Annotated in this window: 17 protein-coding genes; 8 read left to right on the forward strand and 9 right to left on the reverse strand. The window is 68.7% G+C overall.

The window, feature by feature from the left end:
* Window position 1 precedes the first annotated feature (1 nt).
* Window positions 2-1,285 carry a fatty acid desaturase gene (locus A5695_RS24475; RefSeq protein WP_068088577.1) on the forward strand — a complete coding sequence of 428 codons (1,284 nt, stop codon included), beginning with the start codon at window positions 2-4 and terminating at the stop codon, window positions 1,283-1,285.
* Window positions 1,286-1,462: 177 nt separating this feature from the next.
* Window positions 1,463-1,999, forward strand: a complete 537-nt coding sequence (locus A5695_RS24480) for a hypothetical protein (protein ID WP_068088579.1) — start codon at window positions 1,463-1,465, stop codon at window positions 1,997-1,999.
* A gap of 1 nt (window position 2,000) precedes the next feature.
* Here A5695_RS24480 and A5695_RS24485 read toward each other — a convergent pair whose 3' ends face one another.
* The 3 genes from A5695_RS24485 to A5695_RS24495 are packed head-to-tail and all read right to left on the reverse strand — an operon-like array spanning window position 2,001 to window position 4,752.
* A complete protein-coding gene (locus tag A5695_RS24485; protein ID WP_068088582.1) occupies window positions 2,001-2,486 on the reverse strand; it encodes a DUF302 domain-containing protein in 486 nt (161 codons plus the stop codon).
* Window positions 2,483-3,571: an NmrA family NAD(P)-binding protein gene (locus A5695_RS24490; RefSeq protein WP_068088666.1), complete on the reverse strand. Its 1,089-nt coding sequence runs from the start codon at window positions 3,569-3,571 to the stop codon at window positions 2,483-2,485. Before A5695_RS24490 ends, A5695_RS24485 begins: the two co-directional genes overlap by 4 nt.
* A gap of 5 nt (window positions 3,572-3,576) precedes the next feature.
* The gene (locus A5695_RS24495) at window positions 3,577-4,752 is read right to left on the reverse strand and encodes a thiolase family protein (RefSeq protein ID WP_068088586.1); all 1,176 of its coding nucleotides are present in this window, start codon (window positions 4,750-4,752) and stop codon (window positions 3,577-3,579) included.
* A gap of 94 nt (window positions 4,753-4,846) precedes the next feature.
* Between A5695_RS24495 and A5695_RS24500 the strand changes: the two genes are divergently transcribed.
* Entirely contained in the window at window positions 4,847-5,320 is a 474-nt protein-coding gene (locus A5695_RS24500) for a helix-turn-helix domain-containing protein (RefSeq protein ID WP_067268455.1), read from the forward strand.
* Here A5695_RS24500 and rsgA read toward each other — a convergent pair.
* The gene (gene rsgA, locus A5695_RS24505) at window positions 5,307-6,287 is read right to left on the reverse strand and encodes a ribosome small subunit-dependent GTPase A (RefSeq protein ID WP_068088590.1); all 981 of its coding nucleotides are present in this window, start codon (window positions 6,285-6,287) and stop codon (window positions 5,307-5,309) included. The two genes, A5695_RS24500 and rsgA, sit on opposite strands and share 14 nt — an antisense overlap.
* Entirely contained in the window at window positions 6,284-7,576 is a 1,293-nt protein-coding gene (gene aroA / locus A5695_RS24510) for a 3-phosphoshikimate 1-carboxyvinyltransferase (protein ID WP_156749828.1), read from the reverse strand. Before aroA ends, rsgA begins: the two co-directional genes overlap by 4 nt.
* Before the next feature lie 69 nt (window positions 7,577-7,645).
* Here aroA and A5695_RS24515 point away from each other — a divergent pair, with 69 nt between their 5' ends.
* The gene (locus A5695_RS24515; RefSeq protein WP_068088595.1) at window positions 7,646-8,410 is read left to right on the forward strand and encodes an SOS response-associated peptidase; all 765 of its coding nucleotides are present in this window, start codon (window positions 7,646-7,648) and stop codon (window positions 8,408-8,410) included.
* A 7-nt stretch (window positions 8,411-8,417) separates the two neighbouring features.
* Here A5695_RS24515 and A5695_RS24520 read toward each other — a convergent pair whose 3' ends face one another.
* The 3 genes from A5695_RS24520 to A5695_RS24530 all read right to left on the reverse strand — a co-directional run bounded on the left by A5695_RS24520 (window position 8,418) and on the right by A5695_RS24530 (window position 10,082).
* Entirely contained in the window at window positions 8,418-8,669 is a 252-nt protein-coding gene (locus A5695_RS24520) for a hypothetical protein (protein ID WP_068088598.1), read from the reverse strand.
* A gap of 63 nt (window positions 8,670-8,732) precedes the next feature.
* Window positions 8,733-9,218, reverse strand: a complete 486-nt coding sequence (locus A5695_RS24525) for an aminoacyl-tRNA deacylase (protein ID WP_068088601.1) — start codon at window positions 9,216-9,218, stop codon at window positions 8,733-8,735.
* A gap of 15 nt (window positions 9,219-9,233) precedes the next feature.
* Window positions 9,234-10,082 carry an NAD(P)-dependent oxidoreductase gene (locus A5695_RS24530; protein WP_068088605.1) on the reverse strand — a complete coding sequence of 283 codons (849 nt, stop codon included), beginning with the start codon at window positions 10,080-10,082 and terminating at the stop codon, window positions 9,234-9,236.
* A gap of 304 nt (window positions 10,083-10,386) precedes the next feature.
* On the opposite strand from A5695_RS24530, the gene A5695_RS24535 reads away from it, so the two are divergent.
* Together A5695_RS24535 and rsrA are read left to right on the forward strand one after the other, a co-directional pair.
* Complete coding sequence (locus A5695_RS24535; protein WP_068088609.1) at window positions 10,387-11,034, forward strand: sigma-70 family RNA polymerase sigma factor; 648 nt, start codon at window positions 10,387-10,389, stop codon at window positions 11,032-11,034.
* Window positions 11,031-11,333, forward strand: a complete 303-nt coding sequence (gene rsrA, locus A5695_RS24540; RefSeq protein WP_068088612.1) for a mycothiol system anti-sigma-R factor — start codon at window positions 11,031-11,033, stop codon at window positions 11,331-11,333. The genes A5695_RS24535 and rsrA overlap by 4 nt, the downstream gene beginning before the upstream one ends.
* 7 nt (window positions 11,334-11,340) lie before the next feature.
* Here the strand turns inward: rsrA and A5695_RS30410 are convergent, their stop codons facing one another.
* On the reverse strand, window positions 11,341-11,415 hold the full coding sequence (locus tag A5695_RS30410; protein WP_011728008.1) for a 50S ribosomal protein bL37: 75 nt from the start codon (window positions 11,413-11,415) through the stop codon (window positions 11,341-11,343).
* Between the two features lie 195 nt (window positions 11,416-11,610).
* Between A5695_RS30410 and A5695_RS24545 the strand changes: the two genes are divergently transcribed.
* Window positions 11,611-11,826, forward strand: coding sequence for a biotin/lipoyl-binding carrier protein (locus A5695_RS24545; RefSeq protein ID WP_044512934.1), 216 nt, complete (start codon window positions 11,611-11,613; stop codon window positions 11,824-11,826).
* 61 nt (window positions 11,827-11,887) lie between these two features.
* Window positions 11,888-13,387: a sensor histidine kinase gene (locus A5695_RS24550; RefSeq protein WP_068088613.1), complete on the forward strand. Its 1,500-nt coding sequence runs from the start codon at window positions 11,888-11,890 to the stop codon at window positions 13,385-13,387.

Here is a 13,387-nt window from a genome sequence, read left to right on the forward strand (position 1 = left end):
GATGGCGATCACCGACGTCGACGTATTCGCCCATCTGACGGACGCCGACATTGAAAACCTGGCCGTTGAGCTGGATGCCATCCGTCAGGACATCGAAGACTCGCGCGGCGAGCGGGATGCCCGCTACATCCGCCGCACCATCGCGGCCCAGCGGGCGCTGGAGGTCTCCGGCCGGCTGCTGCTGGCCGCGAGTTCCCGCCGCTCGGCTTGGTGGGCCGGGACCGTGACGCTGGGCGTGGCCAAGATCATCGAGAACATGGAGATCGGCCACAACGTCATGCACGGCCAGTGGGACTGGATGAACGACCCGGAGATCCACTCCTCGACGTGGGAGTGGGACATGAGCGGGTCGTCCAAGCACTGGCGCTACACCCACAACTTCGTGCACCACAAGTACACGAACATCCTCGGGATGGACGACGACGTCGGCTACGGCTTGCTGCGCGTCACCCGCGACCAGCGCTGGAAGCGCTTCAACATGTTCAACCTGGTCTACAACACGATGCTCGCCCTCCTCTTCGAGTGGGGCGTCGGCCTGCAGCACGTGGAGCTCGGCAAGATCGCCAAGAAGCGGATGGACCACGACGACGCCCGCCAGCGGGTCGACGAGTTCCTGGCCAAGGCCAGCCGGCAGGTGGTCAAGGACTACGTCGCGTTCCCGGCGCTGACCGCGCTGTCGCCTGGCGCGACATACCGATCCACGGTGAAGGCAAACGCGGTCGCCAACGTGATCCGCAACGTGTGGGCCAATGCGGTCATCTTCTGCGGCCATTTCCCCGACGGCGCAGAGAAATTCACCAAGACCGACATGGTCGGCGAGACGAAGGGGCAGTGGTACCTGCGCCAGATGCTGGGCAGCGCCAACTTCGAGGCCGGGCCCGCGCTGCGGTTCATGAGCGGCAACCTGTGCCACCAGATCGAGCACCACCTCTACCCCGACCTGCCGAGCAACCGGTTGCACGAGATCTCGGTGCGGGTGCGCGAGGTCTGCGACAAGTACGACCTGCCCTACACCACCGGCTCGTTCCTGGTGCAGTACGGCAAGACCTGGCGCACGCTGGCCAAGCTGTCGTTGCCGAACTCCTACCTGCGCGACGACGCCGACAACGCCCCGGAAACCCGCAGCGAGCGGATGTTCGCCGAACTGGAGCCCGGTTTCGCGGGCACCGACCCGCAGACCGGCCGGCGGCGCGGGCTGAAGACCGCGATCGCGACCGTGCGTGGCTGGCGGCGCGGCAAGCGCACGCAGCGCAACGCTCGGCTCGCCGACGACCTGGCGGCCTAGCCTCCCGCAGCGAAGGCGGCGGGCGGCGCGTCCGCCGTTCGCCATACCCGGCGCTGGCCAGCGACAACGTCGACGTCGAGACATCGCATTCGCCGACTACCTCGAAGTGCTGCCCAAACCGGTGGCCGAGGAGATCAGCGCCTGACCGCAGTGGCCGCCGGGACTACGCTCGAAGGCATGCTCGCAGCGTTCGGATTCGAAACCCTGGGTGTCGTCGTCGGCGACATGTTCTTCGTCGACCCGCGCCCGCAGGAAGGTCAGGAAACGCCGGAGCGGGGCGTCCGGCTGGAACTGCGCCTCGTCGACCGGGACGAGCCGCAAGGGTCGATCTACGCCGGCGTCCCGATCGGCTTCAACCGTCCGGTGTGGCGGGTGGACCTCTTCGGCTCCACCGAAAGCCCGCCCGGGACCCTGGACCGGGCCCATCACCACCCGAAGTTCAACGGGTGGGAGCCCGCGCGCCGGCACTTCGTCCCCGAGCTGTCTGCCGACCCGGTGGCCTGGCTGGCCGATCAGCTCTCCGACCCGGCCGCCGTGCTGGCGCGGGCGGGCGTCGATCCCGACGGAGTCCCCGAGGCCGACAAGGCCGGCCTGGCCGCGGCCGCGCCGGAGATCGTGGCGGCGGTGAAACGCATGCTCGACGGCGTGCGCGACGGGGAGTTGGCCCCGTCGCCGCCCGAGCCGGTCGCCGCCGCCCGCACCGGCTGGCTCTGAGCTACGCGGTCACCTTGGCGGCCAGCGTCGCCAGCTTGGCGTCGAGTTCGCCAGCGGCGCTGAGCAATTCGGGGTTTGGCTCGACGACCATCAGCGATGACGGCTTGACGTAGGTCAAGCTGCTGCCCGCCGGCTCGTCGGTGATCAAGAGTTCGACCGGGGCGAACAGGCCGGCCGTCACATCGTGGCGCAGCATCGTGATCGCGATCAACGGGTTGCCGAGGATGACGCGGATCGCCTTGCGGTCGATGCCGGTCCTGGTGATCCATGCCCCGTGATCGAAGCTGCCGAAAAGCATGAATCCGCTTGGCCCGACATGGGTTTCGATCTCTTGCCGGTATGACTCCCAGTCGTCGTGCCGGTTGGCGATCTCGTTGATGGGGACGGGCCGCTCGCCGATGTCGGCCAGCAGCGCGGCGAGCAGCTCGTCGTAGCTCTTGGCGCTGTCGAAGCGCACCCGTACGCCGTTGAACTCAGTCTCGGTCATAATCTCCCTGTCCTTCGATCTTCGCCAACCTTGAGGATCGGAGTCCGGTTCTCCGGTTGAACCCGGTCCCACAGGCCGCCCTTGCCCAGCGCCCGTCCCAACCCGTCTTCTCTGCGGACCCACTCCTCGGCGTTCCTGATTCGGTTCGGGTGAATCTCGTCGAGCAAGCCGTAATCGCGCTTGATGACTTCGTATTTCCACAAGTTCCAGAATCCGGTGAAGTTGTCGCGGATGTTCATGGTGCTCTTGTCGTTCGGGTCGGCGTTGTACCCGGCGGGCGCATCGGCGGCCCTGCTCATGGGGCCCTCGCGCCAATAGGTGTCCAGATCGGTGTCGATGTAGCGGGCCGGGTGCCCGGTGACCTTTTCGAACGCCGCGGCAAGCTCCGCATACCGGACCTGGTCGATGGCGACTTCGAGATCCATGCCGCTCGCGCGTTCGGGATGGTCGAAAAGCCACCGGACGTAATAGCCGCAGTCTTCGAGAGCCACGTGGGGCACGGCGCCCTCGCCGAGTGGAAGCCGCCACGTCACCACACCGTCCTCGATGGTGGGCGCCATCGGTGTCCCGGGTGAGATCGCCATCTCGATGTATGGACCCGACGTGAACACCGCGGCTCCCATCCGGTCGCCGTTCACCCGATTCTGGAACAGGATCCACTCACCCACCCGGCCCTTGCCGTCATAATGGCCGGTGCGGAATCGGGAGTCGTATCCCGCCTTCTTGAGTCCGTAGTCGAGGTTTCCGTAGACGAAGAACTTGACTCCTTCCTCGATGGCTATCTCGTAACTGCGGATGGCCCAATACATCTCGGTCTTCTCACCGGTGTTGAACCCGTCGATGTTGACGAATGCCGCATCGCAACCGCGGAATCCTTCCCGTAGCTTCGCTTCGTCGGCGAACGAACCTTCCAACACCGACACGTTGTCGAGGGCGAGCAACTCCTTGGCTCGTCGGGAGGCGGGGTCGCGGCTGAGGAATCGCACGGAGTATCTCTTGTCGGCGACCAGGGCGCCGATGATGGGCATCCCCTGGGCGCCGGTGCCGCCGATGACAAAGACTTTCGAGACGCTGGACGACGACATCGTCATCAGCCCATTCGCTCGATGATGGTGGCGTTGGCCATGCCGCCGCCCTCACACATCGTCTGCAGGCCGTACCGCCCGCCGCGCTGTTCCAAAGCATTCACCAGCGTAGTCATGATGCGGGCGCCGCTGGCGCCCAGCGGGTGGCCGATCGCGATGGCGCCGCCGTTGACGTTCGTCTTGGCCAGATCGGCGCCGGTGTCGTGCGCCCAGGCGAGCACGACGGGCGCGAAGGCCTCGTTGACCTCGAACAGATCGATGTCGGCCAGCGTCAATCCCGCGCGCTGGAGCACCATTTCGGTGGCCGGGATGACCCCGGTCAGCATGTACAGCGGATCCGACCCGACCACGGTGGTGGTGTGGATGCGGGCCAGCGGGCGCAGGCCGAGCCGCTTGGCGGTTTCGCTGGTGGTGATCAACACCGCGGCGCTGCCGTCGGAGAGCGGTGAGGAGTTGCCGGCGGTGATCTCCCAATTGATCTGCGGGAAGCGGGCTTTCATCGTCTCGCTGTAGAACGCCGGCCGCAGACCGGCCAGCGTCTCGACCGTCGTGCCGGGCCGGATGAATTCGTCGGCGGACAGGCCGGCGATCGGGATGAGCTCGTTGTCGAAGAGACCATCCTTGCTGGCGCGGGCGGCCTTGTCGTGGCTGGCGGCCGAGAACTCGTCGAGCTGGGTGCGCGAGAAGCCCCACCGCGCCGCGATCAGTTCGGCGCTGATGCCCTGCGGCACCAGGCCGTCGGGATAGCGCCGCGTCATGTCCGCACCGAAGGGATTGCTACCCGGCAAAACCGAGGTTCCCATCGGGACGCGGCCCATCGACTCCACGCCGGCGGCGACGACGAGGTCGTAGGCGCCGGAGAGCACGCCCTGGGCGGCGAAGCTGATGGCCTGCTGGCTGCTGCCGCATTGCCGGTCGATCGTGACACCGGGAACCGACTCGGGGAATCCGGCGCCGAGCAGCGCATTGCGGGCGATGTTGACCGCCTGGTCGCCGACTTGGGCGACGGCGCCGGCGATGACGTCGTCGATCTGCGCCGGGTCCACGCCCGTGCGCGCCACCAGCTCGCGCAGGCTGTGCGCCAGCAGGTCGGCGGGCAAGACGTCGTGCAGCGCCCCGGTGGGCTTGCCCTTGCCGATGGGCGTGCGGACGGCTCCGACGATGACGGCGTCGCGGTTCATGGCTCCTCCTTGAGTCCGACGATCTAAGTATAGATCGCTGTACCCAGGTAAACATCTAGGTACACTGAAAGCAACCCAGCTCGGAGAGTGATTTATGACACTGTTACAGGGACCGCTGGCCGACCGCGACGCGTGGTCGGCGGTCGGCGAGTGCGCGATCGAAAAGACCATGGCGGTGGTGGGCACCAAGTCGGCGATGCTCATCATGCGCGAGGCCTACTACGGCACCACGCGCTTCGATGACTTCGCCCGTCGGGTGGGCATCACCAAGGCCGCCACCTCGGCGCGGCTGTCTGAACTGGTTGAGCTGGGGCTGCTGAAGCGGCAGCCCTACCACGAGCCGGGGCAGCGCCGTCGTGAGGAATACGTGCTCACCGAGGCCGGCATCGACTTCATGCCGGTGGTGTGGGCGATGTTCGAGTGGGGCCGGCGCCACCTGCCCGGGCGCAACCGCCTCCGGCTGACCCATCTGGGGTGCGGCGCCGAGGCGAGCGTCGAAATCCGGTGCGCGCAGGGCCACAAGGTGGCGCCCGACGAGCTCGGCATGCGGCTGGCTAAGTCTGGTTGAGCGCGGCCAGCAGCCGGCGGGCCGCGGCCACGCGGCGGGCGGCCGGGCCGCACAGCGCGTCCAGCGCGCATTCGGGGTCGGCCGGCGGGCCCATGTGCCCGCAGCCGCGCGGACAGTCCTCGATCGCCCCGGCCAGGTCGGAGAACGCCATCAGCACGTCCTCGGGCTCGATGTGCGCCAGCCCGAACGAGCGGATGCCCGGGGTGTCGATCACCCAGCCGGAGGTTGCCAGCGGTAGCGCGACCGACTGGGTGGAGGTGTGCCGGCCCCGGCCGATGTCGGTGACCTCGCCGACCGCCCGTTCCGCCTCTGGCACAAGGCGATTCACCAACGTCGACTTGCCGACGCCGGAGTGCCCGAGCAGCACGGTGATCTTGCCGTCGAGCAGGTCGGCCACCGCGAGCAGCGGGTCGTCGCGGCCCGCGGCCACCACCGTGAGGTCCAGGTCGACGAACTGCTCGGCGAACGGCTCCGGCGGGGCCAGGTCGGTCTTGGTCAGGCACAGGATGGGCGTCAGGCCGCCGGCGTAGGCGGCGATCAGCGCCCGGTCGACCAGGCCGGTGCGCGGCGGCGGGTCGGCCAGCGCCACCACGATCAGCAACTGGTCGGCGTTGGCCACCACCACCCGTTCGGTCGGATCGGTGTCATCGGCGGTGCGGCGCAACACCGTTCGCCGCTCCGCGCGGCGGACGATGCGGGCCAGGGTGTCCAGTCGCCCGGACAGATCGCCCACCACGTCGACGTCGTCGCCGACCACGATCGGCGTGCGACCGAGTTCCCGCGCCCGCATGGCCGTGATCCGGCGTTCGGGGTCGCCGCCCAGCACGCACCCCCATCGGCCCCGGTCGACGCTGACCACCATCGCGGCCTCGGCGTCGGCGTGCTCGGGGCGAGTCTTGGTGCGCGGTCGCGAGCCCCTGCCGGAGCGGACCTTGACATCGGACTCGTCGTAATCGCCGGGCCTCAAATATCGGACCCCAGCATGTGTGCCCACAGCTCCGGAAACTCCGGCAGCGTCTTGGAGGTGGAGCCGATGTCGTCGACGACGACCCCGGCCACCCGCAGCCCCACGATCGCGCCCGCCATCGCCATCCGGTGGTCGGCGTAGGCCCGCCAGACGCCGGGGTGCAGCGGTGTCGCAGTGATCACCAGGCCGTCGGGCGTCTCGGTGCAGTCGCCGCCGAGGTTGTTGATCTCGGTGCGCAGCGCGGCGAGGCGGTCGGTCTCGTGGCCCCGCAGGTGGCCGATGCCGGAGAGCCGCGACACCGAGCCCGGGGTCGCCAGCGCGGCCAGCGCCGCCACCGACGGAGTCAACTCGCCGACATCGCGCAGGTCGACCTCAAAACCCGGGTAGCCGTCGCGTTCGGCCGACCCCTGCACCTCGAGGAACGAATTACCCTGGATGACAACGGCATTCAGCTTGCCCAGCACCATAAGGATGTGCTCGGCCGGTTGCACGCTGGCTTCGGGCCACCCGGTGATGCGCACCGCCCCGCCGCTGACCACGGCCGCCGCCAGGAACGGGACGGCATTGGTCAGGTCCGGTTCGACCTGCCAGTGCCGGGCCGCGACCGGGCCAGGATGCACCCGCCAGGTGTTGGGGACCGAGTCGTCGACCGCAACCCCGGCTTGGCGCAGCATCACCACCGTCATGGCGATGTGCGGCGCGGACGGCAGCGTCGCCCCGGTGTGCCGCACGGTCAGGCCGTCGGTGAACGACGGCGCGCACAGCAGCAGCCCCGACACGAACTGTGAGGACGCCGAGGCGTCGATGTCCACGGTCCCGCCGGCGACCGATCCGCCGCCGTGGACACGGAAGGGCAGGCCCGAGCCCTCGATCGGCACGCCCAGGCCGCGCAGCGCGTCGAGCAGCGGCGCGATGGGCCGCGCCCGGGCCTGCTCGTCGCCGTCGAACTCGACCACCGCCGCGGCCAGCGCCGCCAGCGGCGGGACGAAGCGCAGCACCGTGCCGGCCAGGCCGCAATCCACCCGCGCCTGCGGACCCGGGGCGATCCGGCCACCGACCGTCAGCTCTGACCCGGCGCCGTCGACACGCAAGCCGAGGGTGCACAGTGCGCCGATCATCAGATCGGTGTCCCGGCTGCGCAGCGCCCCGCTGATGGTCGGGGTGCCGTGCCCCTGCGCGGCCGCCAACGCGGCCAGCACCAGCGCCCGGTTGGTCTGCGACTTGGAGCCCGGAACGGTCACGGTCGCGTGCACCGGTTTCGGCGCGCTGGGGGCCGGCCACATACTCACCGCTCCATCATGGCGTGTCACTGACTTCTGCCACCAATAGGACTCAGTGGCTCTGCCACCATGGAACTTATGTGTGGACGGTTTGCGGTCACCACCGATCCGGCGCTGCTGGCCCAGAAGATCAAGGCGATCGACGAGGCCACCGGCGCCTCCGAGGGTGCCGGTGCGCCCAACTACAACGTGGCCCCGACGTCCACCATCGCGACCGTCGTCAGCCGCCACACCGACCCCGACGACGAGCCAACCCGCCGGGTGCGGCTGATGCGCTGGGGCCTGGTCCCGCCGTGGGTGAAGGCCGATGCCGACGGGGCGCCGGAGACCAAGGGCCCGATGCTGATCAACGCCCGCGCCGACAAGGTCACCACCTCGCCCGCGTTCCGGTCGAGCGCCAAGTCTAAGCGCTGCCTGATCCCGATGGACGGCTACTACGAATGGCGCGTCAACCCGGATGCGGCCGGCGGCAAGAAGGCCCGCAAGACGCCCTTCTACATGTACCGCGAGGACGGCGAGCCGCTGTTCATGGCGGGGCTCTGGTCGGTGTGGAAGCCGGCCAAGGCGGGCTCGCCGCTGCTGAGCTGCACGATCATCACCACCGACGCGCCAGGCGAGCTGGCCGAGATCCATGACCGGATGCCGCTGGTGGTGCCGGAGGCGCAGTGGGACCGGTGGCTGGACCCCGACACCCCGGTCGACGACGAACTGCTGACCCGGCCACCCGATGTGAGGGGCATTCGGATGCGCGAGGTGTCGACGCTGGTCAACAACGTCCGCAACAACGGGCCGCAGCTACTCGAGCCGGCCGACCCGGAGCCGGAGCAGGCCCGCCTTCTTTAGGCTGCTTTTAGTTGCTGAGCACCAGCTTCCAGTTGCCGTTGACGTTGCGATCCGGGATGCACCAGAAGTTGTTCCAGTTGCCCGGGGTCGACGCCTTGACGCCTGGCCCGGCGTTCTGGCAGGCCTCGCGGGTGGGATAGTTGCCCTCGGTCTGGATCGTTTCGGCATGGCCGACGCCGACGCCGGCGGTCAGCAGCCCAGCGGCGCCCAGCACACCGGCGGCGAGCAGGGTCGCGGCGCGGGATCGCTTCGTGTTCATGGCGGGAGCGTAACGCCACCGCGAAAAATCCGGCCGGTTTTCGCCATGGCGTTACAAGCGCGGCTACCCGCGGATGTCGGCGGTGACCGCGCCGGTCAGGCGCAGCAGGTCGTGCGGCGAAACGCCGACGTCCCAGCCCCGCCGACCCGCGCTGCAGTACACCCGCTCCCAGCCCAGTGCGCCCGTGTCCAGCACGGCCGGCAGGGTCATGCGTTGCCCGAACGGGGACACGGCGCCCAAGACGTAGCCGGTGGCCCGCTCGGCGGCGGCCGGATCGGCCAAGCTCGCTTTCGTCACCCCCAGCGCCGCGGCGGCCGCCTTCAGCGAAAGCCGGGCCGGCGCGGGCAGTATCGCGACGGCGAGCCCACCTGGCACCGCGATGACGAGGGTCTTGAAGATCTGGTCGGGCGCGATGCCGCGCTCGGTCAGCGCGTTGACCGCCTCGACGCCGAACGAGCGCTCGCGCGGATCGTGGTCGAATGTGACGACCTCGTGCGGCACATCGGCTTTCACCAACGCGGCGAGCGCGGGCGTGGCGGCACGAGGCACGAGAACTTGGCCCGACTAGGGACCCGTGTATCCCGGCGGGTTGACGCCGTCGACCCAGAAGTCGACGCCCAGCTTCCCGCCCGGCACGCAGTTGTAGACCGACAGGTCGGTGACGCCGGATTCCAGCAGCACGTCCTCGCAGAGCAGGGTGTTGCCGGTGTACTCGCGGGCGGGCTTGTTGAGGATCACGTAGGCCGCGTCGGAGTACACCTCCGGCTTGCGCGCGCGGCCCATCGCCTCGTCGCCCCCGAGCAGGTTCTGCACCGCGGCGGTGGCCACCAGGGTGCGCGGCCACAGGGTGTTCGACGCGATCCCCGCCTCGCGCATCTCCTCGGCGATGCCCAGCGCGCACAGGGTCATGCCGAACTTGGCCATCATGTACGCGGTCGGCTTCAGCCACTCCTTGTCGAGCAGCACGGGCGGCGACAACGTCAGGATGTGCGGGTTGTCCGCTTTCTTCAGGTGCGGGATGCAGGCCTGCGACACCGCGTACGTGCCGCGCACCTGGATGCCGTTCATCAGGTCGAACCGCTTCATCGGCACCTCGGTGATGGACCCCAGGTTGATCGCCGACGCATTGTTGACGCAGATGTCGATGCCGCCGAACTGCTCGACGGTCTTGGTCACCGCGGCCTCCACGGACTCCGGGTCGCGCACGTCCCCCACGATCGGCAGGGCCCGCCCGCCCGCCTCTTCGAGCTCCTCGGCGGCGGTATACACCGTGCCCGGCAGCTTGGGGTGGGGCTCGGCGGTCTTGGCGATCAGGGCGATGTTGGCGCCGTCCTGGGCGGCGCGCTTGGCGATCGCCAGGCCGATGCCGCGGCTGGCGCCGGAGATGAACATGGTCTTGCCATTCAGGGACATGGCGTCACACTAACGTTCCCCCACTCTCCGCCGGATCGGGGGACGGCGGCCCCGGATTCCGCCGGGAAATAGCACGTCGGCCGCGGCTGTTGAAGAAATCGGTCTCGAAGTTCCAGTGGGCTCCACCCGGGCAGACAGTGTCGGTGGCAGCCTCTAGATTGGGAGGAGCGGTTTGGTGTCAGCGGCGACGAGCCTGTTGGACCGTCCAATGGGTGCCGAGCAGTTGGCTTGCGTTCTGGCAAGCCCGGTGGCGCTTTCAGTGCTGTCCGGTGACACCGCAGCAGAAGGGACCGGGGTAATCGACATGGCCGACAGCGACGGCGCGACTGCACAGGAGATTGCCGAGCCGGGCCCGCAGGAGACGGACGCGGAGCTGATGGCGCGTTTCGAGCGCGACGCGATTCCGCTGCTGGACCAGCTGTACGGCGGTGCCCTGCGCATGACCCGCAATCCCGCCGACGCCGAAGACCTGCTGCAAGAGACGATGGTCAAGGCGTACGCGGGCTTCCGCTCGTTCCGGGCCGGCACCAACCTCAAGGCCTGGCTGTACCGGATCCTGACCAACACCTACATCAACAGCTACCGCAAGAGGCAGCGCCAACCGGCCGAGTACCCGACCGAGGAGATCACCGACTGGCAGCTGGCGTCCAACGCGGAGCACTCGTCCACCGGGCTGCGCTCGGCCGAAGTGGAGGCGCTGGAGGCGCTGCCCGATGACGAGATCAAGGAAGCGCTGCAGGCGTTGCCCGAGGAATTCCGGATGGCCGTCTACTACGCCGATGTCGAGGGCTTCCCGTACAAGGAAATCGCCGAGATCATGGATACGCCCATCGGGACGGTAATGTCACGGCTGCACCGCGGCAGGCGTCAACTGCGGGCGCTGCTGGCTGACGTGGCCAAGGAGCGGGGCTTCAACCGCGGCCACCAGGCGCACGAGGAGGTGTCGTCATGAGCGAGTTGTCGGGCCCCAGCGACACGTGCCCCAATGACGACGCCCACGGCGCCGTCGGCTGCGCCGAGGTGATCCGCCAGGTCTGGCTCCTGCTCGACGGCGAATGCACGCCCGAGTCTCGGGACCAGCTGCGCCGCCACCTCGAGGCGTGCCCCGGCTGCTTCAAGCATTACGGCCTCGAGGAGCGGATCAAGACGTTGATCGCCAGCAAGTGCAAAGGCGAGAAGGCCCCCGAGGGCCTGCGCGAGCGGTTACGGCTGGAGATCCGCCGGACCACCATCATCCGGGAGACGCAGTAGCGGTTCCTCAGGCGTTGGGCCGCTTGCCGTGGTTGGCCTTGCTGTGTTTGCGGTCGCGCTTCTTCCGGCCCCGTTTGGCCATTTCGGAAAACCTCCGTCGATTGATCAGAACCGGGCGCCCGGCGCCCGTTAGCTTGCCTCACATTCTCGCACGGCCTGTCGGGGGGCCGTGCGCCGCGGTGGGCCGGGCGCCTGTGGTTCGATATACACCGAGCCTGACGGAAGCTAAATGGACCAGCAGCCAGCCTGCGCAATGGCCGAAACGAGTGGGGTGAAGATGGCCGAGGATGTGCGCGCCGAGATCGTGGCCAGCGTGCTCGAAGTCGTAGTCAACGAGGGTGACCAGATTGGCAAGGGTGACGTCGTGGTGCTGCTGGAGTCGATGAAGATGGAGATCCCGGTCCTGGCTGAGGTCGACGGCACGGTCAGCAAGGTGAGCGTCTCGGTGGGCGATGTCATCCAGGCCGGCGACCTGATTGCCGTGATCAGCTAGGCCCCGAGACAGTTTGAAGCCTCTGTTGTCCGCTGCCGGGGAACGGCCCGTGGGGTGAGCGATGTCGACTCTCGGTGACCTGCTTGCCGAACACACCGTGCTGCCCGGCAACGCCGTGGATCACCTGCACGCGGTGGTGGGGGAGTGGCAGCTGCTGGCGGACCTGTCGTTCGCCGACTACCTGATGTGGGTTCGCCGCGACGACGGCATGTTGGTGTGCGTGGCGCAGTGCCGGCCCAACACCGCGCCTACGGTGCTGCTGACCGATTCGGTGGGCAGCGTCGTCGGCGCCGACCGGCTGGCGCTCGTCGCCGAGACCTTCAACTCCGGCATCGCCCAGCGGGATGGCGAAGCGGCGCAAGAGGATTCGTGGTTGCCCGGCCCGCACGTCGAGGCGTCCCCGGTGCGGTACGGCGGGCGGGTGGTGGCCGTGCTCACCCGGCATCAAACCGCCGTCGCGGCCGACCGCGCGTCCGGCCACCTGGAGACCGCCTACCGGGACTGCGCCCGGGATCTGGTCTCCATGCTCGCCGAGGGCACCTTCCCCGACGTGGGCGACGTGGTCATGTCGCGCTCCACGCCGCGGGCCGGTGACGGCTTCATCCGATTGGACGTCGACGGCGTCGTCGCCTACGCCAGTCCCAACGCGGTGTCGGCCTACCACCGGATGGGCCTGACCACCGATCTGGAGGGCCGCAACCTGGTCAAGGTCACGCGGCCGCTGGTCTCCGACCCGTTCGAGGCCCAGGAACTGGCGGAGCACGTGCTCGACCTGCTGGCCGGCGGGCGCAGCATGCGGATGGAGGTGGACGCCGGCGGCGCGACGGTGCTGTTGCGGACGCTGCCGCTGGTGGTCGACGGCGCCAGCGCCGGCGCCGCGGTGCTGATCCGCGACGTCACCGAGGTGAAGCGCCGCGACCGGGCCCTGATCTCGAAGGACGCGACGATCCGCGAAATCCACCACCGGGTGAAGAACAACCTGCAGACGGTGGCGGCACTGCTGCGGCTGCAGGCCCGCCGGACCGCCAACGCCGAAGGCCGGGAGGCGCTGATCGAATCGGTGCGCCGGGTCTCGTCCATCGCGCTGGTGCACGACGCCCTGTCGATGTCGGTCGACGAGCAGGTCAACCTCGACGAGGTCATCGACCGGATCCTGCCGATCATGAACGACGTGGCGTCGGTCGACCGGCCGATCCGGATCAACCGAGTCGGGGACCTGGGCGTGCTGGACTCCGACCGCGCGACCGCGCTGATCATGGTGATCACCGAACTGGTCCAGAACGCCATCGAACACGCCTTCGACCCCGCCGCCCAAGAGGGCTCGGTGACCATCCGCGCCGAGCGGTCGGCGCGCTGGCTCGACGTGGTCGTGCACGACGATGGCCGCGGGTTGCCCGACGGCTTCAGCCTGGAGACGTCCGACAGCCTGGGCCTGCAGATCGTGCGGACGTTGGTGTCGGCCGAACTGGACGGCACGCTGGGCATGCGCCAAGCGCCGTCGCGCGGCACCGATGTGGTGTTGCGGGTGCCGATCGGCCGGCGCACCCGATTGGCGATATAG

The organism is Mycobacterium sp. E1747 (genome assembly GCF_001667775.1).
Classification (GTDB): domain Bacteria; phylum Actinomycetota; class Actinomycetes; order Mycobacteriales; family Mycobacteriaceae; genus Mycobacterium.

Bases quoted from the DNA above. Each gene is read 5' to 3' on its own strand.
- A5695_RS24545 (WP_044512934.1), top strand. From the start codon at position 11,611: ATGGCCGAGGATGTGCGCGCCGAGATCGTGGCCAGCGTGCTCGAAGTC.
- A5695_RS24535 (WP_068088609.1), top strand. From the start codon at position 10,387: ATGGCCGACAGCGACGGCGCGACTGCACAGGAGATTGCCGAGCCGGGC.
- A5695_RS24520 (WP_068088598.1), bottom strand. From the start codon at position 8,669: ATGAACACGAAGCGATCCCGCGCCGCGACCCTGCTCGCCGCCGGTGTG.
- A5695_RS24490 (WP_068088666.1), bottom strand. From the start codon at position 3,571: ATGTCGTCGTCCAGCGTCTCGAAAGTCTTTGTCATCGGCGGCACCGGC.
- A5695_RS24550 (WP_068088613.1), top strand. From the start codon at position 11,888: ATGTCGACTCTCGGTGACCTGCTTGCCGAACACACCGTGCTGCCCGGC.
- A5695_RS24475 (WP_068088577.1), top strand. From the start codon at position 2: ATGGCGATCACCGACGTCGACGTATTCGCCCATCTGACGGACGCCGAC.
- A5695_RS24530 (WP_068088605.1), bottom strand. From the start codon at position 10,082: ATGTCCCTGAATGGCAAGACCATGTTCATCTCCGGCGCCAGCCGCGGC.
- A5695_RS24500 (WP_067268455.1), top strand. From the start codon at position 4,847: ATGACACTGTTACAGGGACCGCTGGCCGACCGCGACGCGTGGTCGGCG.
- A5695_RS24480 (WP_068088579.1), top strand. From the start codon at position 1,463: ATGCTCGCAGCGTTCGGATTCGAAACCCTGGGTGTCGTCGTCGGCGAC.
- rsrA (WP_068088612.1), top strand. From the start codon at position 11,031: ATGAGCGAGTTGTCGGGCCCCAGCGACACGTGCCCCAATGACGACGCC.
- A5695_RS24515 (WP_068088595.1), top strand. From the start codon at position 7,646: ATGTGTGGACGGTTTGCGGTCACCACCGATCCGGCGCTGCTGGCCCAG.
- A5695_RS24485 (WP_068088582.1), bottom strand. From the start codon at position 2,486: ATGACCGAGACTGAGTTCAACGGCGTACGGGTGCGCTTCGACAGCGCC.
- A5695_RS24495 (WP_068088586.1), bottom strand. From the start codon at position 4,752: ATGAACCGCGACGCCGTCATCGTCGGAGCCGTCCGCACGCCCATCGGC.